This window comes from Streptomyces sp. NPDC007901, from assembly GCF_042959465.1.
In the GTDB taxonomy this organism is placed as follows: Bacteria; Actinomycetota; Actinomycetes; order Streptomycetales; family Streptomycetaceae; genus Streptomyces.
The window spans coordinates 910,797-932,882 of record NZ_JBIBKW010000001.1 but is presented as its reverse complement, the minus strand read 5'-3'; the positions used below and the strand labels follow the sequence as shown (position 1 = coordinate 932,882).

The 22,086-nt window shown below is 72.5% G+C and carries 19 protein-coding genes; 6 read left to right on the top strand and 13 right to left on the bottom strand.

Features of this window, described 5'->3' with window-relative positions:
• Nucleotides 1-82: 82 nt before the first annotated feature.
• Complete coding sequence (locus ACFZDK_RS04475; RefSeq protein ID WP_390969631.1) at nucleotides 83-1,639, top strand: alpha/beta fold hydrolase; 1,557 nt, start codon at nucleotides 83-85, stop codon at nucleotides 1,637-1,639.
• A gap of 62 nt (nucleotides 1,640-1,701) precedes the next feature.
• Here ACFZDK_RS04475 and moeZ read toward each other — a convergent pair whose 3' ends face one another.
• The 12 genes from moeZ to ACFZDK_RS04415 form a co-directional block, all read right to left on the bottom strand.
• Nucleotides 1,702-2,880, bottom strand: coding sequence for an adenylyltransferase/sulfurtransferase MoeZ (moeZ, locus tag ACFZDK_RS04470; protein ID WP_181805304.1), 1,179 nt, complete (start codon nucleotides 2,878-2,880; stop codon nucleotides 1,702-1,704).
• A 63-nt stretch (nucleotides 2,881-2,943) separates the two neighbouring features.
• Nucleotides 2,944-3,693, bottom strand: coding sequence for a spherulation-specific family 4 protein (locus ACFZDK_RS04465; protein WP_390969629.1), 750 nt, complete (start codon nucleotides 3,691-3,693; stop codon nucleotides 2,944-2,946).
• Nucleotides 3,681-4,640: an NAD-dependent epimerase/dehydratase family protein gene (locus tag ACFZDK_RS04460; protein ID WP_390969627.1), complete on the bottom strand. Its 960-nt coding sequence runs from the start codon at nucleotides 4,638-4,640 to the stop codon at nucleotides 3,681-3,683. The genes ACFZDK_RS04465 and ACFZDK_RS04460 overlap by 13 nt, the downstream gene beginning before the upstream one ends.
• A gap of 181 nt (nucleotides 4,641-4,821) precedes the next feature.
• Complete coding sequence (locus ACFZDK_RS04455) at nucleotides 4,822-6,153, bottom strand: hypothetical protein (RefSeq protein ID WP_390969625.1); 1,332 nt, start codon at nucleotides 6,151-6,153, stop codon at nucleotides 4,822-4,824.
• On the bottom strand, nucleotides 6,150-7,859 hold the full coding sequence (locus tag ACFZDK_RS04450; RefSeq protein ID WP_390969623.1) for a glycosyltransferase: 1,710 nt from the start codon (nucleotides 7,857-7,859) through the stop codon (nucleotides 6,150-6,152). The genes ACFZDK_RS04455 and ACFZDK_RS04450 overlap by 4 nt, the downstream gene beginning before the upstream one ends.
• Before the next feature lie 256 nt (nucleotides 7,860-8,115).
• Entirely contained in the window at nucleotides 8,116-9,708 is a 1,593-nt protein-coding gene (locus ACFZDK_RS04445; RefSeq protein ID WP_390969621.1) for a dipeptide ABC transporter ATP-binding protein, read from the bottom strand.
• The gene (locus ACFZDK_RS04440) at nucleotides 9,705-10,703 is read right to left on the bottom strand and encodes an ABC transporter permease subunit (protein WP_390969620.1); all 999 of its coding nucleotides are present in this window, start codon (nucleotides 10,701-10,703) and stop codon (nucleotides 9,705-9,707) included. The genes ACFZDK_RS04445 and ACFZDK_RS04440 overlap by 4 nt, the downstream gene beginning before the upstream one ends.
• Entirely contained in the window at nucleotides 10,700-11,764 is a 1,065-nt protein-coding gene (locus ACFZDK_RS04435; protein ID WP_390969618.1) for an ABC transporter permease subunit, read from the bottom strand. Before ACFZDK_RS04435 ends, ACFZDK_RS04440 begins: the two co-directional genes overlap by 4 nt.
• A 4-nt stretch (nucleotides 11,765-11,768) precedes the next feature.
• The gene (locus ACFZDK_RS04430) at nucleotides 11,769-13,487 is read right to left on the bottom strand and encodes an ABC transporter substrate-binding protein (protein WP_390969616.1); all 1,719 of its coding nucleotides are present in this window, start codon (nucleotides 13,485-13,487) and stop codon (nucleotides 11,769-11,771) included.
• A 166-nt stretch (nucleotides 13,488-13,653) separates the two neighbouring features.
• Nucleotides 13,654-13,746 (bottom strand): Ms4533A family Cys-rich leader peptide, encoded by a 93-nt coding sequence (locus ACFZDK_RS04425; protein ID WP_351321593.1) that lies wholly within the window; start codon nucleotides 13,744-13,746, stop codon nucleotides 13,654-13,656.
• A gap of 56 nt (nucleotides 13,747-13,802) precedes the next feature.
• Entirely contained in the window at nucleotides 13,803-15,515 is a 1,713-nt protein-coding gene (locus ACFZDK_RS04420; protein ID WP_390969614.1) for a DUF3152 domain-containing protein, read from the bottom strand.
• Nucleotides 15,516-15,522: 7 nt separating this feature from the next.
• A complete protein-coding gene (locus tag ACFZDK_RS04415; protein WP_390969612.1) occupies nucleotides 15,523-16,515 on the bottom strand; it encodes an alpha/beta fold hydrolase in 993 nt (330 codons plus the stop codon).
• Between the two features lie 199 nt (nucleotides 16,516-16,714).
• Between ACFZDK_RS04415 and ACFZDK_RS04410 the strand changes: the two genes are divergently transcribed.
• The 4 genes from ACFZDK_RS04410 (at nucleotide 16,715) to ACFZDK_RS04395 (ending at nucleotide 18,650) form a co-directional block, all read left to right on the top strand.
• Nucleotides 16,715-16,939 carry a hypothetical protein gene (locus tag ACFZDK_RS04410; RefSeq protein ID WP_390969610.1) on the top strand — a complete coding sequence of 75 codons (225 nt, stop codon included), beginning with the start codon at nucleotides 16,715-16,717 and terminating at the stop codon, nucleotides 16,937-16,939.
• A 179-nt stretch (nucleotides 16,940-17,118) separates the two neighbouring features.
• Nucleotides 17,119-17,763, top strand: coding sequence for a TetR/AcrR family transcriptional regulator (locus tag ACFZDK_RS04405; protein ID WP_355722865.1), 645 nt, complete (start codon nucleotides 17,119-17,121; stop codon nucleotides 17,761-17,763).
• Nucleotides 17,764-17,926: 163 nt separating this feature from the next.
• Nucleotides 17,927-18,154, top strand: a complete 228-nt coding sequence (locus tag ACFZDK_RS04400) for a DUF3107 domain-containing protein (protein ID WP_046730492.1) — start codon at nucleotides 17,927-17,929, stop codon at nucleotides 18,152-18,154.
• Between the two features lie 223 nt (nucleotides 18,155-18,377).
• Nucleotides 18,378-18,650 carry a hypothetical protein gene (locus ACFZDK_RS04395; RefSeq protein WP_390969607.1) on the top strand — a complete coding sequence of 91 codons (273 nt, stop codon included), beginning with the start codon at nucleotides 18,378-18,380 and terminating at the stop codon, nucleotides 18,648-18,650.
• Nucleotides 18,651-18,686: 36 nt separating this feature from the next.
• On the opposite strand, the gene ACFZDK_RS04390 is transcribed toward ACFZDK_RS04395, so the two are convergent.
• Nucleotides 18,687-19,433, bottom strand: coding sequence for a ferritin-like fold-containing protein (locus ACFZDK_RS04390; RefSeq protein WP_390969605.1), 747 nt, complete (start codon nucleotides 19,431-19,433; stop codon nucleotides 18,687-18,689).
• Nucleotides 19,434-19,973: 540 nt separating this feature from the next.
• Here ACFZDK_RS04390 and ACFZDK_RS04385 point away from each other — a divergent pair.
• On the top strand, nucleotides 19,974-22,086 hold a 2,113-nt coding region (locus ACFZDK_RS04385; protein ID WP_390970100.1), incomplete at its 3' end, for a DEAD/DEAH box helicase.

The window sequence follows — 22,086 nt, the reverse complement described above, 5'->3', positions numbered from 1 at the left end:
GGTCGTCGCCCGCTCCGCCTACTATGACCAGACCGCTTTCCGCGGCGAATGTGCGGAGAGCCTGTGTGGGGGGTGTGCGCGCATGTTGCGATGTGTACGGTGGGCGGCCGCTGTCGCCGCGGGGCTGCTCATGGCCGGATGCAGTGGCGGGTCGTCGGATGGGGGCACGGAGGAGGGGAAGGCCTCGTCCGGGCAGCCGTCGGCCGCCACGTCCAGCGCCACGGGCTCGGCCGCGCTGCCCGCCTCCCTCACCTCCCAGAAACTCGACTGGAGCCGCTGCAAGGCCACTTCCGACTCCACCGCGCCCGGTGACGAGTGGCGGTGCGCGACGCTCAAGGTGCCGTTGGACTGGGCGAAGCCGGACGGGGAGACCATCGGGCTGGCGCTGATCCGGGCGCAGGCGAGCGGCGGTTCGGGCAAGCGGATCGGCTCGCTGCTCTTCAACTTCGGCGGTCCAGGCGGCTCCGGCATCTCGATGATGCCGTACTACGCGACCACCGTCTCCGCCCTGCGTGAGCGGTACGACCTGGTGAGCTGGGATCCGCGCGGGGTGGGCGCCAGCGAGGGGATCCGCTGCCGCAGCGACAAGGCCATCCAGGCCGCCGAGCCGATCGACGCGACACCGGACACGCCGGCGGAGGAGACGGCGTACTTCCAGGACGCCGCCGACTTCGGCAAGGGCTGCGAGAAGGCCGCCGGGCAGCTGATCGCGCATGTCTCGACGACCGACACGGCCCGCGACATGGACCTGATGCGCCAGGTACTCGGGGACTCGAAGATGCACTACTTCGGCATCTCCTACGGCACCGAACTGGGCGGCGTGTACGCCCACTTGTTCCCGAAGAAGGTGGGGCGGCTGATCCTGGACGCGGTGGTCGACCCGACCGCGGACTCGGTCGGTCACGCGAAGAACCAGGCCCAGGGTTTCCAGCGGGCGCTGGACGACTATCTGAAGTCCACCGGGCAGGACCCGGAGCAGGGTTCGCAGAAGATCGTGGACCTGCTGACCCGGCTCGACGCGAAGCCGCTGCCGACGTCCTCCGGGCGGAAGCTGACCCAGACGCTCGCGGTCACCGGCATCGTCCTGCCGCTGTACAGCCAGGACAGCTGGCCGACGCTGACCAGTGCGCTGCGGGCGGCCGAGGAGGGCGACGGCTCGGAGCTGCTGTCGCTCGCGGACCAGTACAACGAGCGGGACTCCTCGGGGCACTACGGCACGACCACGCACTCCCAGCGGGTCATATCGTGCCTGGACGACAAGCAGCGGCCGACGCTCGCCCAGACGAAGAAGCTGCTGCCTCAGTTCGAGGAGATCTCGCCCGTGTTCGGGGACTTCCTGGGCTGGGACACGGCCGGCTGGTGCCACGACTGGCCGGCGGCCGGGGAGTACGACACCCCGGAGGTCAGCGCCCCGGGGGCGGCCCCGATCCTGCTGGTCGGCAACACCGGCGACCCGGCGACGCCGTACGAGGGCGCCCGGAGGATGGCGGACGAACTGGGCAAGGGCGTCGGGGTCGAGCTGACCTGGAAGGGCGAGGGGCACGGGGCGTACGGCAGCGGGAGCGACTGCGTGGACTCGACGGTCAACGCCTATCTGCTGGACGGCACGGTCCCGAAGGACGGCAAGGTCTGCTCATGACGAAGGCGGGGGCTCCGGGCACCTGTCGTGCCCGAGGCCCCCGCCCTCGGCGGAGCCTGTACTCAGTAGACCGGCTTCGACGGCTCGATCTGGTTGACCCAGCCGATGACGCCGCCGCCGACGTGGACGGCGTCCGCGAAGCCCGCGGACTTCAGGACCGCGAGGACCTCCGCGCTGCGGACACCCGTCTTGCAGTGCAGGACGATCTTCTTGTCCTGCGGCAGGCCCTCCAGGGCGGTGCCGAGGAGGAACTCGTTCTTCGGGATCAGCTTGGCGCCCGGGATGGAGACGATCTCGTACTCGTTCGGCTCGCGGACGTCGATGATCTCGATGTTCTCGCCGTCGTCGATCCACTCCTTGAGCTGCTTGGGAGTGATCGTCGAGCCGGCCGCCGCCTGCTGGGCCTCCTCGGAGACGACGCCGCAGAAGGCCTCGTAGTCGATGAGCTCGGTGACGGTCGGGTTCTCGCCGCAGACCGCGCAGTTCGGGTCCTTGCGGACCTTGACCTGGCGGTACTGCATCTCCAGGGCGTCGTAGATCATCAGACGGCCGACCAGGGGCTCACCGGTGCCGGTGAGGACCTTGATGGCCTCGGTGACCTGGATGGAGCCGATGGACGCGCACAGCACGCCCAGCACGCCGCCCTCGGCACAGGAGGGGACCATGCCCGGCGGCGGGGGCTCCGGGTAGAGGCAGCGGTAGCAGGGACCGTACTCGGACCAGAAGACCGAGGCCTGGCCGTCGAAGCGGTAGATCGAGCCCCAGACGTACGGCTTGTTGAGCAGCACGCACGCGTCGTTGACCAGGTAGCGGGTGGCGAAGTTGTCCGTGCCGTCGACGATCAGGTCGTACTGGCTGAAGATGTCCATCACGTTCTCGGCCTCGAGCCGCTCTTCGTGCAGGACCACGTTCACGTACGGGTTGATGCCGAGGACGGAGTCACGGGCGGACTCCGCCTTGGAGCGGCCGATGTCGGCCTGGCTGTGGATGATCTGGCGCTGCAGGTTCGACTCGTCGACCTCGTCGAACTCCACGATGCCGAGGGTGCCGACACCCGCGGCGGCCAGGTACATCAGCGCCGGCGAGCCCAGGCCGCCGGCGCCCACACAGAGCACCTTGGCGTTCTTCAGCCGCTTCTGCCCGTCCATCCCGACGTCCGGGATGATCAGGTGGCGGGAGTACCTGCGGACCTCGTCTACGGTGAGCTCAGAAGCTGGCTCGACCAGGGGTGGCAGCGACACGGAGACTCCGTTGATCGGTCAATCACTACGTTTGTTCTCCGTGTAACACTGCCACGGGCTTCTTCATTCCGAGACACCTGTTCCGATCCGCGAGACGATTTCGTCCCAGTAACCGGGCATGGTCTCCCAGGGGTCGGCTCGGCCGTCGCGGTCCGTGCGGTCGGTGAAGTAGATGGTCGACGCGCCCTGCCAGCGGGCGATGCGCAGTGCCTCGTCGAGGTGTCCGAGGGGCACGCCGTGGACGAAGTGGCAGAAGCGGTCGGGCGGGTAGTCGGCGGTCCACTCGGCGACCTGGGACCAGCGGTAGTCGCCCCAGGGGCCCGCGAAGGTCACCAACTGGTCGGCGTTCTCCGCGTAGCCCGGGTGCGGATGGGTGCCGTGGCCGAGGACGATGTGGGGATCGTCACCGATGGTGCGGAGCGCGGCGACGGCCCGGCGGATCTCGGGGAGCGCGGTGCGCTCGGTGGGGCAGCGGTCCAGCAGGAAGCCGTCGACGCGGTACCAGTCGTGGAAGTGCCGGGCATCGGTGAGCAGGTCGGCCCGGGGGCGGGCGCCGTAGCCGGTGTCCAGGTGGCCGAGGACGCGGATGCCCGCGTTGCGGAGCCGGCCGGCCGCCTCCAGGCAGTGCGGGTCGGGGCGGCTGCCGGGGCCGTTCGCCACGTCGAGGACGACCCAGTGCAGGGGCGTGCCGGGGCGGGTGAGTTCGGCCCACTGGGCGGGGGCGAGCAGCGGGTGGGCGTAGCCGGGGATGCCGAAGGCGGTGCGGAAGCCGGTGGTCGCGGCGCCGGTCCGGGTGCTGGTCAGATGCGGCATGCCGCCTCCATCCAGATGTCCGCGAGGGACTCCTCCAGGTTGATGCGGGGCCGCCAGCCGAGCCGGTCGCGGGCGCAGCGTACGTCGGCCTGCTGCCAGCTGCCGCAGCCGTCCGGGTACGGGTACGCGACCGGGGCCGCGTGGTCGGGGTCCGGGCGGGGGTGGCCGATGGGGCTGCGCAGCGGTCCCGGCGGGCCGTCGAGTTCGTGCAGGGCGCCGCCGTATCCGGCGACCCGGGCGAGGACGGCGGCGGCGTCGCGGAGCCGGACGGCGCGGCCTGAGCCGATGTTGATGACGCCCTGGGCGGCGGAGAGCGAGGCCGCGTGGACGGCGCGGGCGACGTCACGGACGTCGATGAAGTCGCGCTGGGCGCCCAGGCCGCCGAGTTTGAGTTCGCCGTCGCCGGACTGCATGGCGCGGCGCATGGCCTCGGCGAGCCGGCCGAGCGGGGACCCGGCCGGGGTGCCGGGCCCGGCGGGCGAGAAGACGCGCAGGACGACGGCGTCCAGGCCGGAGCCGAGGACCAGTTCGGTGGCGGCGAGCTTGCTGACGCCGTACGGGCCGCCGGGGCGCGGTACGGCGTCCTCGGCCGTGGAGGAGCCGGGCTGGCTCGGGCCGTACTCGGAGCTGCAGCCGACCTGCACCAGGCGGGCGCCGCAGCCGCTGCGGCGCAGGGCCTCGCAGATGGTGGCGACGGCGACGGTGTTGTGCCGGGTGAGTTCGCGGGCGCCGCCGCGGGTGGCGCCGGCACAGTTCACGACGACGCCCGGGTGGACCGCGTCGAGGAAGCGGGTGAGCGCGCCGGGGCTGCCGGTGGCGAGGTCGAAGCGGACGTCGGCGTCATCGCCGCGGCCGAGCGCGGTGAGCTGGACGGCCGGGTCGGCGAGCAGCCGGTCGGCGACGAAGCGGCCGAGGTATCCGTTGGCTCCGATCAGCAGAACCCTCATCGTGCGGCTCCCGGGGTGTGCGCTCCGGCGACTCCGGCGGTTCCGGACGCTCCGGGTCCGGGTCGGGAGGTGGTCATCTGGTGGTCTCCTTCTGGGTGTGGTGCGGTTGCCTTCGGCGGGATGCCGGGGGCCGGCCGCCGGGACGGCTCGGCGAGGCCTGCGGGGAAAACGGCGGCTGGGCTCACTCGGGGTCTCCCGTGGGCGCGTGGGCCGAGGCCCGGGTGAGGCTGCGGGTGGCCTGGAGCAGCAGTGCCAGGGCGGCGGCGCCGCAGACGAGCGCCGGGACGCCGCCCGCGCCCCACGCGTCGGCCAGGGCGTCGACGGGGGCCGCAAGGAAGGCGCAGCCGGGCAGTCGGCCCGCGAGGACCAGGGCCACGGCCGCCGCTTCCGCCACGGCAGCGGCGGCGAGGGCCGGGCCGGGTCCGTGCGGGACGTTGTGGACGGTGAGGAGGCGGGCCAGCAGGAGGAGGGCGCCGAGGGTGAGGGCCTCCGGGTAGCCGGCGGGCTCTCCCAGGGCGGCGCCGCACAGCGCGAGCAGGGCGGTGAGGGCGCCCAGGAAGAGCGCGAACACGCCGAGCAGCAAGGGCTGTACGGCCCCGGTGAACTCCTCCAGGCCCCGGCTGACTGCGAGCCTGCGGCGGGCGCCGGCGGTGAGCAGGTGGGCGCTCCAGGCCGCCGGGGCGCAGGCCAGGGTGAGGGCGAGGACGGGGGCGGTGGTCACCGGCCAGGGGCCGTGTGCGGCGCCGGTCGGCAGGCCGTCGGGGCCGCCGCCGACGACGGCGCGCAGCAGGCCGTTGCCGAAGAGGGCGTAGGCGAGGAGCCAGCAGGTCCACGCCCGTGGGCCGGTGGCGGTGTACCGGGCGAGGGTGCGGTCCGGCACGGCCAGGGGGCCGCGGCGCAGGGCCAGGCGGACGGTCAGGGCGACGGCGAGTGCCCCGGCGGCTGCCACCAGGAGGCGAGGCCGGCCCTCGGTGAGCCGTACACCGGTCACGACGGCCGCGCACACGGCGCCCGGGAGCAGCGTGAGCAGCACCCAGTCGGCGCGCACGCCGGGCGCGAGCGCCGGTTCTGGACGCGGGCGCGGACCATCGTCGCGGGGCACGCGTGCGTAGAGCTCCTCGGCGAGCGAGAAGACGTCACGGTGCCGGAAGCGGGCGGCGGTCCGGTCGGTGACCCCGTGCGCTTCGAGGCCGGCGGCGATCTCCAGCGGGTCGACGGCCCGTTCGCACAGGTCGCGGTGGCGGTGCAGCAGTGCCTTCACGGGGTCGGCGACGCCTCGGCGGGTAGGCGTACGGCTTCCGACGGTGTGCGCGGCAGCGGTCCGGCTCCCCGCGGAGCCGCCGCCGGACGCCGGCGGCTCGCTCCCCGAGAAGGTGTCCGCCGCACCGCCCTCCTCCGTGCCCAGCAGCCACCCCTCCGACCGCGCGTCCCAGGCGTCCGCCGCGCCGGGCCGCCCGGGCCGGTCCAGCTCGCCCAGGCCGCCGTTGGCCGTGCCGCCTTCGTCGCCGTTCACAGCGCCCCCTCCGTGGCCGCGAGCGGCGTGGCCCGGACCGGGGCGGGCCGGGCCGGGGCGCCCAGGGCCCAGCCGGGTCCGCCCCGGCTCACCACGCGGGCCGTGGGGCCGGTCCAGCGGCCGGGGACGTGGGCCTCGGCCGGGACGCCGAACGGCAGCGGCTCGCCGGTCGCGTCCAGGACGACCCGGCGCACCGGGCAGTGCGAGACGATCTCCAGGTAAATGCTGCGAAATGCCGCGATGTTCTGCTCGACGGTGAACAGTTCGAGCGCCCTGGCGCGCGCGGCGGCCCCGAGGCGCTCACGGCGCTCGGGGTCGCGCAGCAAGGCCACGCACGCCTCGGCGAGCGCCCGCGGATTGCGCGGGGGTACCACGAGTCCGGTGCCACCGATGGCCTCCACCACGGCGCCGACGTCCGTGGAGACGGTCGCGCGACCGCAGAACATCGCCTCCACCAGCCCGACCGGGAACCCCTCGACGACGCTGGAGAGGACGACGACCGTGCCGGACGCGTACGCGTCGGCGAGGGTCGGTGCCTCCGGGCCGCCGATCTCCTCGAAGGCGACCGGGTTGTCACCCACGGCGTGCACGCCCTCGGCCTCGTCCGGGAAGAGCTGTGCGGCGAGCGCCTTGCAGTGGCCCAGGTAGGCCTCGCCCTCCGCGCCGGCCGGGGCACCCACCACCCGCAGCCGCGCCTTGGGCTCCCCCCTGCGGACCTCCGCGAAGGCGTGCAGCAGCGACACCAGGTCCTTGGACGGCTCGATCCGGCCGACCCACACGAGCGTGTCCGGGTCGGCGCGGTCCGGGGCCTCGCCCACCTCGGTGAAGCGGGAGGCCTCCATGCCGGGGTGGACGGTACGGATGCGGGCGCGGTCGGCGCCGCAGCGCTCCTGCCAGCGGCGGGCGTGCGCGTTGCCCGGGGTGATGATCGCGGCGCGGCCGTAGACCTCGGTGGCGAGCCGGCCGTGGAAGGCGGCGAGCAGGGCGCGTACGGCCGGGGTGGCCGCGTCCGGGCCGGAGGCGAGGTAGTGCGAGCGCAGCTGCACGCCGTACTCGGTGACCAGCAGCGGCACGTCGGAGAAGTGCGCGGCGAGCAGGCCGGGCAGCGCGGCCGGGCCGCCCGCGGTGGCGTGGCAGAGGTCGGTGGCACCGAGGCCGTCGTCGCCGTACCAGTCGAGGGAGAGGGGGCGCAGGGCACGTTCGAGGTGGGCGGCGACGGCGAGCAGATCGGGCACGCGCGCCTCGCGCGCCGTACCGAGTGCGCCCGGTGCGCGACAGGCGCGCTCCAGCGTGCGCACGGCGGTGTCGGAGCGGAGTGCGCCGACCAGTCCGCCCTCGTCGCGGGCGAGTTCGGCGAGCCCGTAGAGCGCGCTGCCGAAACGGTCCGCCAGATGGGCGGGAACGGCACCTGAGCCCTCCGTGCCGCCTGGGCCGTCCGGGCCGTCCGCGCCCGGTCCGGCACACAGCACCCCCGCCAGCTCCGCGTAGCTCTCGACGAAGCGCCGGCGTGCGCGCCGCCCGTACGCGACCCCGTCCTCCTCGGCGGTCCACAGGGGAGCCGTACGAACCCGGCTGACGTGCGGTGGCAGCTCCAGCCAGCCCTCGTCCTCCTGGCGCCTGCTGCGGCTGAGCGCGTAGACGTCGAACTGGTGCTGCCCGAGCCCGCGCACGAGCCGGTCGCACCAGAGCCTGGCGTCACCGCTCACATACGGATAACCACCCTCCGTAAGCAGTCCGATGCGCACGTGTGCACCCCCGATCGATCTCCCGTAAGGGGAGCCACCGTTGCTCCGGTGGCTCGCAGCGGGACGAACGTATGCGGACAAGGCGGTGGCGCGACGGACGGTTGTCCATCGCGCCACCAAAAGGGGTGAACGGTCGTAACTTTCCCGTGCGGGTGGCGTTCGGTCGCGCTAGGCGATCGAACGGCGGCGGAACGTCACGCCCGGAACTGCAGGAACGTCACGCCGTCGCCGGCTCCCGCCGCGCCGCCCGCCGCCGGGCCGCGGCCTCGGGGTCGAGCGCGGGTACGGCGGCCAGGAGTTGCCGGGTGTACGGGTCCCGGGCGTTGTCGTAGACCTCGTCGGCGGGCCCGCTCTCCACGATCCGCCCGCGGCGCATGACCGCGACCCGGTCGCTGACCTGCCGTACGACGGCGAGGTCGTGGGCGACGAAGACGAGCGCGAGGCCGAGTTCCCGCTGGAGTCCGCCGAGCAGGGCGACGACCTGGGCCTGGGTGGTGACGTCGAGCGCGGAGACCGGCTCGTCGCAGACGATGACGCGCGGGTCGGCCGCGAGCGCCCGCGCGATGCCCACGCGCTGGCGCTGACCACCGCTGAACTCGTGCGGATAGCGGTCGTAGTGCGCCCCTTCGAGCCCCACGCGCTCCAGCAGTTCGGTCACGCGCTCCCGGATGCGACCCTCTTCGCCTTCGCCGCGCGCCCTCAGCGGGTCGGCGATCGACTCGCCCACGCTGCGCCGGGGGTTGAGGGAGGACACCGGGTCCTGGAAGACCATCTGGACGGCCGGGTCCACACCCACGCGCGCGTGCCCGTCGTGGCGGACCTCCCCCGCCGTCGGCTCCAGCAGCCCGACCAGCATCCGGCCGAGCGTGGTCTTCCCGCTGCCGCTCTCGCCGACGATGCCGAGGGTCTCGCCCCGGCGGACGGTCAGCGACACGTCGTCCACGGCCGTGACGGCCCGCTTGCCGCGTCCGAACTCGCGCCGCAGACCGGTCGCCTCCAGGACGACCTCGTCGGAGGCCGCCGAGGGAGCGCGGACGGCGTCCACGCGCGGGACGGCGGAGAGCAGTTCGCGGGTGTACGGCTGTGCGGGCGCCCCGAGCACGGCGGTGACCGGCCCCTGCTCGACCGCCCGCCCGTGCCGCATGACGAGCACCTGGTCGACGCTCTCGGCGGCGACGCCCACGTCGTGCGTGACGAGCAGCAGGCCCATGCCGGTCTCCTCGCGCAGGGTGTGCAGCAGGTCGAGGATCTGGGCCTGGACGGTCACGTCGAGGGCGGTGGTGGGCTCGTCGGCGATCAGCAGGTCGGGTTCGCAGGAGAGCGCCATGGCGATCAGCGCGCGCTGGCGCATACCGCCGCTGAACTCGTGCGGGCGGGAACGGGAGCGGCGCGCGGCGTCCGGGATGCCGACCCGGTCCAGGACCTCCACCGCACGCGCGCGTGCCGCTCGCCGCGACACGCGCGTGTGCACGCGGTGGACCTCGGCGATCTGGTCGCCGATCGCGTAGTACGGGTCGAGGGAGGACAGCGGGTCCTGGAAGACCATCGCCGCCTTCGCACCGCGCAGCCGCCGCAGTTCGCCGTCGGAGGCCTGCTGGACGTCGACGCCGGCCACCTCGATGGAACCGCCGACCCGCGCGCCCGTGCCGTGGTGCAGGCCCAGCAGGGCCGAGGCGACCGTGGACTTGCCGGAGCCGGACTCGCCGACCAGGGCGAGGGCGGCGCCCCGCTCCAGCTGGAAGGAGAGCCCGTCCACGGCCCGCAGGTCGCCGAACTCGACGGTCAGGTCAGTGACTCGGACGAGACTCACGTCAGTACCACCCGTCGGTCGGCCACCGCGTACAGCACGTCCGCGAGGGCGTTGGCGAGGACCACGAAGAAGCCGATGACGAGGACCATGCCGACCACGACGGGCAGGTCGACCACGGTCACGGCGTGGACGAGCTCCTGGCCGATGCCAGGGAGGCCGAAGAGGGTCTCGATGAGGACCGCTCCGCCCACGGCACTGCCGAAGTCGTTGGCGTTCAGGGCGATGATCGGCGCCAGCGCGCCGCGCAGCGCGTGCCGGCCGACGATCGACCGTTCGCCGACGCCGTAGGCCCGGAAGGTGCGGATGTGGTCCTCGGCGAGGGTCTCCAGCATCGACGCCCGGGTCAGCCGGGCGAAGTAGGCCGCCTCGGCGATCGCGAGGGTGAGCCAGGGCAGCAGCAGGTTCCACGCCCACTGCTCGGGGTCGTCCGAGAAGGAGACGTACTCCGGGAACGGCAGCAGCTCCAGCTGCCCGCAGACCACGATCATCAGGACGAGGCCGATGACGAAGACCGGCGTGGAGATGCCGGCCAGGGTGAGGCCGGTCAACGCGCGTTCGGTGAACCGGCCGCGCCGCCAGGCGGAGAGGATGCCGGTGCCGACACCCAGCAGCAGCCAGAGCACCATCGCGCCGATCACCAGCGACAGGCTGACGGGCAGCTTGTTCAGGATGATCTGGGTGACCTGCTGGTCGCTCTGGTACGAGAGCCCGAGGCAGGGCGCCGAACAGTGCGCGACGGAGGTGCCGGTCGAGTAGTCCTGGCCGGCGACGATGCCCACCAGGAAGTGCCAGTACCGCACGTACAGCGGGTCGTCGAGGCGGAGCTGCTGGGTGACCTGGTGCACCTGTTCCGGCGAGCAGCGCGGGCCGCAGGTGATCTGGGCGACGTTGCCGGGGGTGACGTAGAAGACGACGTACACGATCACCGAGATGGCGAGCAGGGTGATCAGCGCGCCGACCGCGCGGCGCAGGGCGAATCCGGCGAAGCCGCTCATGACCGCGCCTCCTTCGCGACGGTGGTCTCCGCCGTCTCCAGCGCGGCGGCCGCCTTCGCCGCCTCTGTCGCGGCGTTCGCCTTCGCCTCCTGCTTGCGGCCCGTGCCGACGCGCAGCCGGGAGGCCGAGCGCGGGTCGAGGGCGGTGCGGACGCCGTCGCCGAGCACGGTGAGGGCGAGCACGGTCACGAACAGGGCGCCCGCGGGCAGCAGCAGGTACTGCGGGGCGGCCTGGTACCAGACGTTGGCGGGGGTGAGCATCTGTCCCCAGGACGGGGTCGGGGGCTTCACTCCGACACCGAGGAAGGACAGCGAGGCCTCGATGGAGATGTTGGCCGGCACCATGAGCGCGGCGTAGGTGATGACGGGCGCGGCGAGGCCGGGCAGCACTTCCCGGCGGGCGATCCGCCAGGTGCTCCAGCCGCTGAGCCGGGCGGCGGCCACGTAGTCGAGGTTCTTGAGGGAGAGCGTCGCGGCGCGCGTGATCTTCCCGATGGTGCCCCAGGCGACGAAGCCGATGATGAGGGAGACCAGGACCGGCCTCGGGAAGCTGCTGGGCACGACGGCCAGCAGCGCCAGCGCCATGATGATCAGCGGCATGGCCACGATGATGTCGGTGATCCTGCTCAACAGTTGATCAACCCATCGATTGCCGAGCGCGGCCGTGACACCCACGACGACACCGAGCACGACCTGCACGGTGGTCGCCGCCAGCGCGACGCCCAGGGAGACCCGGGCGCCGTAGACCAGCCGCGCGAACAGGTCCCGGCCGGTCTGCGGTTCGACGCCGAGCCAGTGGTCGCCGCTGATGCCGCCCAGGGAGCCGATGGGCACGCCGCCGCGCGCCGAGTCCACCAGGCCGGGGTGGTACGTGGTCGGGTCCTGGCCCTCCAGCGTGGTGAGCAGCGGCGCCGCGAGCGCGACCAGGACGAGCAGCGCGACGACGGCCGCCGCGACGAGGGCGGCGCGCTGCGTACGCAGCCGCCGCCAGAACCGACGAGCCCCCGAAGCCCCCGAGGCGGGCGCCTCGGGGGCCTGGGAGGCGACAAGTGCCTCGCTCACGGTGCTACTTCACCGCGACCTGGGAGATGTCCAGGACACCGGTCCAGTCGCTGATCACGACGTTCCTGATGTCCTTGCCGACCAGTCGCTTGTAGACGGGGTGGAACAGCGGCACGGTCAGCGCCTGCGCGCCGATCTTCTGGTCCAGTGCACCCCACCGCTTGGCGGCCGCGTCAAGATCGGTCAACTTGTTGATCGCGTCAATCTCGGCATTGACCGATGCATCGTTGAGCTGGGAAGCGTTGAAGTTCGCGCCGTCCTTGACGATCTGCCGGCCGTCGAAAATCGGGGCGAGGAAGGGGCCGCCGGAGGGCCAGTCGGCACCCCACGCGGCGAGAAAGAAGCCCGGCTCGGTCTTCACGCTGTGGACCGTGTCCGAGTAGTTGTTGTCCTCCAGGCCCTGGAGCTTGACCGTGATGCCGGCCTTCTTCAGCGCGTCCTGGATCGCGGTCGCTATCTCGGGGCTGGTCTTGAAGTTCTGGGCGTTGTCGTGGGTCAGCGTGACCGTGAGCCCGTTCGGGTAGCCCGCCTCCTTCAGCAGTTCCTTGGCCTTGGCCGCGTTGCCGGTGGCCCCGGCCGGGAAGAGGTCGTACGGCGTGTAGCCGAAGGACTTCTGGTTCGGCAGGAAGGTGGTGGCGGCCTCGGCGAGCGCGCTGCCGCCCGCCGCGTTGACCACGGACGACCGGTCGACGGCGTACGAGATCGCCTGCCGCACCTTGGGGTTGTCGAACGGCTTGACCTTCGGGTTGAACGCTATGTAGTTCGTGTAGCCGAAGTGACCGGTGCCGACGCGCGAGGCGAGTTCCTTGTCGCCGGTGACCTTGGCGAGCTCGGCCGGACCGAGGTTGGTGTCCGTCGTCACGGCCGCCGCGTCCGCGCCCTGGGACGCCGACAGCCGCTGGTTGATCACGGACGAGTCAAGACCGGACTTGACGTCGATCTTGTCCGGGTAGGCCTTGCGCTGGTCGTCGACGGCGGCGGACCAGTACTTGTTCCGCTCCAGCACCAGGTGCTCACCGTCGTTCTCGTTCTCGACGACCTTGTACGGGCCGGACGAGATCGGGTGCTCCTCGTACTTCGTGCCGGTGTCCTTGGTCTTCGGGACGGGCGTGAACTGCGTCTGCGTGGCCAGGTACGGGAACTCGCCCTCGGGCTTGTTGAGATGGAAGACGATCGTGCGGTCGTCCGGCGTCCCGATCGCCGAGAGCCCCTTCTTGTCCTTGTACGGCCCCTGGTAGTCGGCCGCCCCGACCAGCCAGTCCCGCAGGTAGGGCGCGCCGCCGGAGAGTTCGGGGGCGAAGGACCGCTCGATGCCGTACTTGATGTCGGCGGACGTGATCGCGGTCCCGTCCTCGTACTTCAGGCCCTTCTTCAGCGTGTACGTCCACACGGTCGCGTTCTTGCTGGGGCGGCCGGTGTCGGTGGCCAGGTCGGGGACGACCTTGGTGCCGGCGGCGCCGTTCGCGCGGTTGCGGGTGGTGAGCGTGCGGAAGACCAGGGAGGGCACGTTGCCGCCGCCGGAGGTGTACAGGCGGGCCGGGTCGAAGTCCGACTGGGGGTCGGAGTTCAGGACGCTGAGCGTGCCGCCCTTGTGCGGCGCGGAGTCGCCACTGGAGCCGTTGGCATCGTTGTCCTTCGGCCCGCAGGCGGCGGCGCCCGCTGCCACGACCAGGGCGAGCGAAACGTACGCCGCGCGGGCGCTGTTTACGGACGGTTGACGCATCGGAATGACGACCTCTCGGAAGGCGCGTCTCGACAAGCGAGACAGATTGACGAGGAGTGAGACGAAAGTGAACAGACGTCTGCCCCGGCGTCAGGTCGTCGAAAGAGCCGTGACCCAGGTCACGGCGGTACAGAGAGATCGCGACGCGAACGCCGGAAGGCGAGCGTCAGCGACAGTGAATGTCGGCCACGCAGAGCGCGGTCACGCCGATGAGCGCCAGCTCGATGGCGGCGCGCGCGGAGGCGTGAAGGGACGACATACCCAGAAATATGTACGAACTTTCTGCGCATGTCAATGTGATGTATGAGCCACCTGTCAACTCTTGGGGTAGGGCCAGGGGTTGGGCAGACAGTGGATTCCGTCGTGGTCGAGGAACTTCGTCTGCTGCTGCATGACCGGCGCGAGCTGGCCGTCCTTGTCGCACGTCACATGGCCGTAGCCGAGCCGGTGGCCGACCTCGTGGTTGATCAGCATCTGCCGGTAGGCGTGGATCTTGTCCCCGTACGTCTTGCTGCCCTGCGCCCACCGGTACGCGTTGATCATGACGCGTTCGGTGGACGCCGAGTCACAGGACACGTTGTCCTCGGTCGTGTCGAGACCGGACTTGGCGCACCACTTGGCGGTGGTCCCGGGACTGGCGAGCGTGATCACGAAGTCGGCCTTGCCGGAGGAGACGCGCTCGAAGGTGCGGGCGCCGTCGTGGGCCCAGCTGCGGGAGTCGTTCAGCGTCTTCTGCACGGCCTGGGCGAACAGTTCACCGTCCAGCCCCAGCCCCTGCTCCACGTCGACGCGGTAGGTGTACTTGCGCCCCTTGCCGGGCGCCTTGGCGGCCCCGGGCACGGCGTCGAACTTCCCGGACCCGGCCAGCTTGGCGCTGAGCGGGTACTTGGTGTTCATCGCCTGCTCGTACGACAGCGTCGCGACCCTCGGCGAGGCGGACGCGGAGGCGGACGGCGTCGTACGGCTGTTGCCGCGCGAGGCGGGGCCGTCAGTGGCCCGTGTGTCGCCGGCGGCCGACTGCGACCGTGCGGCACCGCCGTCGCGGCCGTCGGCCACCTGCCCGGCGACGATCACCGCGAGCACCGTGGTGACGGCGGCGGCCGCGACCCCGGTGAAGGCCCGCCCCTTGCCGCCCTTGGGCTGCGCCGTTACGCCGACGGCCGGGGTGCCGCCGTCGGCGCCATCGTCGTCGCCGCCGTCCGACGGGAGCGCGGAGGTCTGTGGGTCCGAGACCGGCTGATACGTTTCCGCGCGCCGGGCGCCGATGCCGGGGCGACGCGCGAAGACGTCGACGTCCTCGTCGAAGGCGTCGACGTAGTCCTGCCGGGGTGCGCCGGGAGCACCCTGTCGCTGGCGCGGTATCGACACCCCGGCCGACGCGGAGCCGGCGGCCGGTCCGCCCACCTCACCCCAGCCACCACCCGCTTCACGCTGCTGCGGGTGACCGCCACGCACCCGGGGAACACCCTGCGCGGGGGTCCCGTCCGGGAACCGGGGAACACCGTGGGCCGGGGTCCCGTCCGGGAACCGGGGAACACCGTGGGCGGGCGTGCCATCGGGGTAGCGGGGGACGCCACGGGCGGGCGTGCCCTCGGCGAAGCGAGGCATCCCCTGGGCAGGCGTGCCGTCCGGCAGCCGCGGGACCCCCCGGGCCGGCGTGCCGTCCGTGAAACGAGGAACGCCACGGGCGGGCGTACCGTCGGCAAAGCGCGGCACCCCCCGCGCGGGCGTGCCGTCGGGCAGTCGTGGGACCCCCTGGGAGGGCGTGCCGTCGGCCGTCCGAGGCATCCCGTGGGCCGGCGTGCCGTCCGCGAACCGGGGCGTCCCGCGCACCGGCGTCTCGGCCCGCACCGGTGTCCCGTCCGGCAGTCGCGGCGCTCCGCCCGTGGGCGTGCCGTCGGCCGGGCGCGGCACCGTCGTCCCCGGAGTGCCGCGTTCCCCGTCCCCAGGGGCCTTCTTGCGGCCCGCGCGCGCTATATCCGCGTCGTCACCTTTGGGTGCCGGGCCGCGGCGGCTGTGGCGTCCCACCCGCTCCTCAGCCCCCCGCACCCGACGCGGCCGGTTCGCCGCCCAAGTCGTCGGCGTCGGCGAGGAGTTCACAGAACGCCCCCGCCACCGCCCCCGGGTACTCCATCATCGCCACGTGCCCGGCGTCCGGCATGGACAGCAGCCGGGAGCGGCGGAAGCTGCGCGCGGCCTTCTGGGCCATGCGGTAGCCGACGAGCTGGTCACGGCCGCCGTAGATCAGCAGGGTGGGGGCGAGGACGCGCTCGGCCTGACGCCAGAGCCCGTGCTGGCCGCCCAGCGTGTACGCGTTGACGATGCCGCGCGCGGACCGCGCCATCGCGTCCCAGAAGTACGGCAGCCGCAGCCGCCGCTCCAGCTCCTCCACCGCGTGCCCGAACGCCTCGGGCGTGACCCGGCCTGGATCGCCGTAGCAGAGGGCCAGGACGCCCCGTACGCGCTGCTCCGCGGTCCACTTGCCGGTCGTGCGGGCGAGCAGTCCGGCGACGCCGGGCAGGCCGAGCAGCACCGTCGGCATGGCCGTGCGCTGCACGCGCAGCTCGGGCAGGGCCGGCGAGACGAGCGTGAGGGTGCGGACGAGGTCGGGGCGGACGGCGGCGACGCGGGTGGCGACCGCGCCGCCGAGCGAGTTGCCGAAGAGATGGACCGGACCGCGGCCTGCGGTGTCGAGGTAGCCGATGACCGCGCGCGCGTGCCCGGTGACCGAGTAGTCGCCGTCGTCCGGCGGCGGTGAGTCGCCGAAGCCCGGCAGGTCGACCGCCTCGCCGTTCACGACGCCTTCGAGCCGCTCCATCAGCTCCGACCAGTTCTGCGAGGAGCCGCCGAGCCCGTGGATGAACAACGCGGACGGCAGACCCTCGCGCGCGGGCGGGCGGGAACGGATCGTAAGAGTGACGCCGGGCAGCCCCACCGACCGCAGCCGCTCCCCCTCCGCGACTCTGACGGCCGCCGCCTTCGGGAGCACGCTGGTGGGCGGCACGGATGGCAGCTCGGTCGAAGACATGGGCCAATGTTACGAGACGATCACACAGTGGTTCGTGTGTTCGCCATCACAGAGTCGCCCGGGCGAGCCGCACACGGGCCCGGGCTTACGACCGCCGATGGCATAGCGTCCGCATCTCGTGTCTCCTACGCTCGTAAAGAGGGCACCCGTTTGTGGCCCCCTGCTTCCGGCAGGGACGTTCGAAGGAAGGGAGCCCACCATGGCCTATGACCCCACCGACCCCGACGTGCTCGACGATCTGGAGGCGGAGGACGCCCCGGAGATCGACGTCGAGGCCCCGGAGGGCGACGCAGCCGAGCAGCACACGGACATCGCACCGTCCCACGACGACCCGCTCACCGGAGTGGACCCGGACCGCGCGAACGAGGCCGATCTGATCGAACAGGCACGCGTGGTCTCCCTCGACGAGGACGACTATCGCTGACCGGAAGCGGCCGCCGGCGGGGCCACCTGGGCTGTCCGTATTTCCCGGTGCTTTCCCTGTGCGGCTTTCGCGGCGGTCCGGTACGTGAAATTCTGCGCTCGCACCGCGCACAACACGGTTACCGAAAAGTACGATGGCCGCGCGGCGCAATCCGCATGTGGACGACTTTGGGAGGCGGCGTGACAGCCATCGAGCAGACAGAGGCGGCGCGCCCGCGGGGCACCCGCCTGCCGCGCCGTGCCCGACGGAACCAGTTGCTGGGCGCCGCCCAGGAGGTTTTCGTCGCGCAGGGATACCACGCGGCCGCGATGGACGACATCGCCGAGCGCGCCGGCGTCAGCAAGCCGGTGCTCTACCAGCACTTCCCGGGCAAGCTCGACCTCTACCTGGCCCTGCTGGACCAGCACTGCGAGGCCCTGATCCAGGCGGTACGCGGCGCGCTCGCGTCGACGACGGACAACAAGCAGCGCGTGCGGGCGACCATGGACGCCTATTTCGCGTACGTCGAGGACGACGGCGGCGCCTTCCGTCTCGTCTTCGAGTCGGACCTGACGAACGAGCCCGCCGTGCGCGAGCGTGTCGACAAGGTCACCACCGAGTGCGCCGAGGCGATCTGCGAAGTGATCGCCGAGGACACCGGGCTGCCGCGCGCGGAGTCGATGCTGCTGGCCTCCGGCCTCGGCGGCCTGGCCCAGGTGGTGGCGCGTTCCTGGCTGCACAGCGACCGCACCGTGCCGCGTGACCAGGCGGTACAGCTGCTGACCTCGCTGGCCTGGCGGGGCATCGCCGGTTTCCCGCTGCACGGGATCGACGGCCACCACTGACGTCCGCCTCCCGGCGTCCGCCGCCGTCCGCGCGCCGCATTCCCGTCCGCTGTTCGCTCTTGGCGTGCAGGCGCGCAGCGTGTACGTCCCCTCACCGGGCTAATGTGTGCAGCGTACGGCGCGGAAGGTCGCGCACTTCACTGACCGTCGGAGGGACATAGCCGTGGAGGTCAAGATCGGCGTGCAGCACGCGCCCCGCGAGATCGTGCTGGAGAGCGGTCTGAACGCCGAGGAGGTCGAGCGCCTCGTCGCCGACGCGCTGGCCGGCAAGTCGCAGGTGCTGTCCCTGGAGGACGAGCGCGGCCGTAAGGTCCTGGTCCCGACGGACCGCCTGGCGTACATCGAGCTCGGTGAGCCGACCGTGCGCAAGGTCGGCTTCAGCGCGGTCTGACCACAGCAGCGCGGAGGGGCCGGGCGGACACATGTCCGCCCGGCCCCTCCGCCATGTCGGCGCGCTCTCCTGCCCGTACTCCCCCGTGCCGGCGCACCGCCGTGTCGCCCCTCCACATTCGGCGCACAAGTCGCCCACAGAGGGAGGATTGCATTCCGCAGGTCACGGGTATGACGGGCTACGACCGTGAAGCACGGGCCGACCGTGGGAGGGACCCCTCGTGATGCTCCTGGAAGTCCTTGGATCCGCACTGCTCGGCGTGGCCCTGTCCTGGGCCGCGACCAGCCGCCTGGCCCACCGACTCCCGGCCCGCCCTCTGGTGTTCTGCACGGGCATCGCGGGAGCCCTGTTCGGCGACTTCGTCACCCACAGCGCGCTCGGCCCCGGCACGGTCCTCGTGAGCCTCCTGGGCGCGGCGATCATCTCGGCCGCCTCCCTCTCCCTGCTCCTCCGCCCGGCCGGCCGGCACCTGCGCCGACGATCGATCCCGGCGTAGCTGTCGAACGCCGGGACCTGACACACCCTCAGCGCGTCACGCGGCCAGCCCCAGCGCGGCCATCCGCTTGGTGTGTGCCTCGGTGATCCGCGAGAACATCCGCCCCACCTCGGCGAGATCGAACCCGTCGGCCACCCCGCCCACCAACATGGTCGACAGCGCGTCCCGGTCGGCGACGACGCGCTGCGACTGCGACAGCGCCTCCCCCATCAACCGCCGCGCCCACAGCGCCAGCCTGCCGCCCACCCGCGGGTCGGCGTCGATGGCGGCCCGTACCTTCTCCACCGCGAACCCGGCGTGCCCCGTGTCGTCGAGGACGGCCAGCACAAGTTCACGCGTGTCGGAGTCGAGCCGCGCCGCGACCTCCCGGTAGAAGTCACTCGCGATCGAGTCGCCGACGTACGCCTTGACCAGGCCCTCCAGCCAGTCCGACGGCGCCGTCTGCCGGTGGAAGCCGTCGAGGGCCGCGACGAACGGCTCCATCGCCTGCGCGGCGTCCGAGCCGATCTCCGTCAGCCGGTCCCGCAGCCGCTCGAAGTGGTGGAACTCCGCGGACGCCATCTTGGCCAGCTCGGCCTTGTCCACCAGCGTGGGCGCCAGCTTGGCGTCCTCGGCGAGCCGCTCGAACGCCGCGAGCTCGCCGTACGCGAGCGCGCCGAGCAGGTCCACGACCGCGGCACGGTACTGCGGGTCGGCGGCGGCCTGGGCCCAGTCCTGGGCGGCGACACCGGTCGGTTCGGCGGAGGCGTTCTCAGGCTTGTCAGAGCTCGTCATGAAGCGCACAATAGCCCGCCCGCCGCCCCAGGGAAGTCCCGGGGAAGCCAGGGGGAAGCCGGGGGAAGTCCCAGGGAAGCCCCTGGTCATCCACTGTGACTACCACGACGTGACCAAATCGGCCATCACATGTGCACGATTCCGGGGTATGGTGGTAATGCGCCTGCTGGTACGCCGACGTATTCGGTCGTACCTCGACAGGCCGCACGTATGAGGATGCCCGGTCGGTGGCCCGATCGGCTCCGACCCGACAGCCCTCCCGGCTCGTACGGCACTGTGCGTACGACGACCGGAGGGACACACCCTCAGCGGTACGAGCGCTAGAGCGTCGGCAGAGGTCCCGTGCACTACGGCGTGCCCCCACGGCCCGCTCGTAAGGCAGCCGACGTCCCCGGCACGGTCCGTCAAAGACCCCCGCGCTCGCCTCGCGCCGCGCCACACAGAAGAGGCAAAACCCTGACTACGACGTTTCGTGAACTCGGAATCCTTCCCGAGACCGCCGAGGCCCTGGAAGCCGTCGGCATCATCAACCCCTTCCCCATCCAGGAGATGACGCTCCCGGTCGCCCTCTCCGGCACCGACGTCATCGGCCAGGCCAAGACCGGCACGGGCAAGACCCTCGGCTTCGGTCTGCCGCTCCTGGAGCGCGTGACCGTCCCCGCCGACGTGGAGGCCGGGCGCGCCGCCCCCGAGGCCCTCACCAACGCCCCGCAGGCGCTCGTCGTCGTCCCCACGCGCGAGCTCTGCACCCAGGTCACCAACGACCTCCTGACGGCCGGCAAGGTCCGCAACGTACGCGTTCTCGCCATCTACGGCGGCCGTGCCTACGAGCCGCAGGTCGAGGCCCTGAAGAAGGGCGTCGACGTGGTCGTCGGCACCCCGGGCCGGCTCCTGGACCTCGCGGGCCAGAAGAAGCTCGACCTCAAGCACATCAAGTCGCTCGTCCTCGACGAGGCCGACGAGATGCTCGACCTGGGCTTCCTGCCCGACGTCGAGAAGATCATCGACATGCTGCCGGCCAAGCGCCAGACCATGCTGTTCTCGGCCACCATGCCGGGCGCGGTCATCGGCCTCGCGCGCCGGTACATGAGCCAGCCCACCCACATCCGCGCCACCGCGCCGGACGACGAGGGCGCGACCGTCGCGAACATCGCGCAGTTCGTCTACCGCGCGCACTCCATGGACAAGCCGGAGATGATCGCGCGCATACTGCAGGCCGAGGGCCGCGGGCTCGCGATGATCTTCTGCCGCACCAAGCGCACCGCCGCCGACATCGCCGAGCAGCTCCAGCGCCGCGGTTTCGCCTCCGGCGCCGTCCACGGCGACCTGGGCCAGGGCGCCCGCGAGCAGGCGCTGCGCGCGTTCCGCAACGGCAAGGTGGACGTCCTCGTCTGCACCGACGTCGCCGCGCGCGGCATCGACGTCGAGGGCGTCACCCACGTCATCAACTACCAGTCCCCCGAGGACGAGAAGACGTACCTGCACCGGGTCGGCCGGACCGGCCGCGCGGGCGCTTCGGGTACGGCGATCACGTTCGTCGACTGGGACGACATCCCGCGCTGGCAGCTGATCAACAAGGCGCTGGATCTCAAGTTCCCCGACCCGGTGGAGACGTACTCCACCTCCCCGCACTTCTTCGAGGACCTCAAGATCCCCGCGGGCACCAAGGGTGTCCTGCCGCGCTCGGAGCGCACCCGCGCCGGGCTCGAAGCGGAGGAGCTGGAGGACCTGGGCGAGACCGGTGGCCGTGGTGGCCGCGGTCGCGGTGGCCGGGGCGGCCGTAACGAGGCCCCGCGCTCCGAGGAGCGCGAGCGCCCGGCCCGCACCCCGCGCCGCCGTCGCCGTACGCGTGGCGGTTCGACACTGGAATCGGTCGACGGTACGACGTCCACGGCGCCGGCCGCCGAGTCCGCCTCGCCCGCCGCCGGCGCCGTCGCCGCGTCGGAGCCCGCGGCCACCCGGACCCCGCGCCGTCGTCGCCGTACCCGCGCCGGGGCGTCGCAGGAGCCGGTGGCGGCCGTCGCCCCGGTGGCGGTGACGCCGGAGGCCGTCGTCGAGACGGTCGAGGCCGTGGTGGAGCCGGCCGAGCCGGAGAAGCCGCGCCGCCGTCGCACCCGCAGGTCCGCGGAGAGCGCCCCGGTGGCGGAGGTGACCGCGGTGACCGAGGCCCCGGTGGCCGAGGAGGCACCGGCGCCCCCCGCCCGTCGCCGTACCCGCAAGGCGGCCGAAGCCCCCGAGGCCGCCCCTGTGGCAGCCGTCGAGGCGGTCGAGACCGTCGTCGCGGAGCCGAAGCCGCGTCGCACCCGCAAGACGGCGGCCGCCGCCGAGACCGCGGTGGACACGGCCGAGGCCGTCGAGGCCAAGCCGCGCCGCCGCACCCGGAAGGCCGCCGAGGCGGTCGAGACCGTGACCGAGGTCGCGGAGGCTGCGCAGGAAGCCGTCGAGGCTCCGGTGGCGCCGGCCCGTCGTCGCACCCGCAAGACCGCCGCGCCGGCCGAGCCGGTGGCGACCGCGCCTGAGGCGGAGGCCGCCGAGGAGCCCAAGCCGCGTCGCACCCGCAAGACGGCAGCCGCCGCCGAAGCCGCCGTGGACACGGCCGAGGCCGTCGAGGCCAAGCCCCGTCGCACCCGGAAGACGGCAGCCGCCGCCCCGGAGACCGTCG

Bases quoted from the DNA above. Each gene is read 5' to 3' on its own strand.
- ACFZDK_RS04430 (WP_390969616.1), bottom strand. From the start codon at position 13,487: ATGCGTCAACCGTCCGTAAACAGCGCCCGCGCGGCGTACGTTTCGCTC.
- ACFZDK_RS04465 (WP_390969629.1), bottom strand. From the start codon at position 3,693: ATGCCGCATCTGACCAGCACCCGGACCGGCGCCGCGACCACCGGCTTC.
- ACFZDK_RS04440 (WP_390969620.1), bottom strand. From the start codon at position 10,703: ATGAGCGGCTTCGCCGGATTCGCCCTGCGCCGCGCGGTCGGCGCGCTG.
- ACFZDK_RS04475 (WP_390969631.1), top strand. From the start codon at position 83: ATGTTGCGATGTGTACGGTGGGCGGCCGCTGTCGCCGCGGGGCTGCTC.
- ACFZDK_RS04415 (WP_390969612.1), bottom strand. From the start codon at position 16,515: ATGTCTTCGACCGAGCTGCCATCCGTGCCGCCCACCAGCGTGCTCCCG.
- ACFZDK_RS04395 (WP_390969607.1), top strand. From the start codon at position 18,378: ATGCTCCTGGAAGTCCTTGGATCCGCACTGCTCGGCGTGGCCCTGTCC.
- ACFZDK_RS04410 (WP_390969610.1), top strand. From the start codon at position 16,715: ATGGCCTATGACCCCACCGACCCCGACGTGCTCGACGATCTGGAGGCG.
- ACFZDK_RS04425 (WP_351321593.1), bottom strand. From the start codon at position 13,746: ATGTCGTCCCTTCACGCCTCCGCGCGCGCCGCCATCGAGCTGGCGCTC.
- ACFZDK_RS04460 (WP_390969627.1), bottom strand. From the start codon at position 4,640: ATGAGGGTTCTGCTGATCGGAGCCAACGGATACCTCGGCCGCTTCGTC.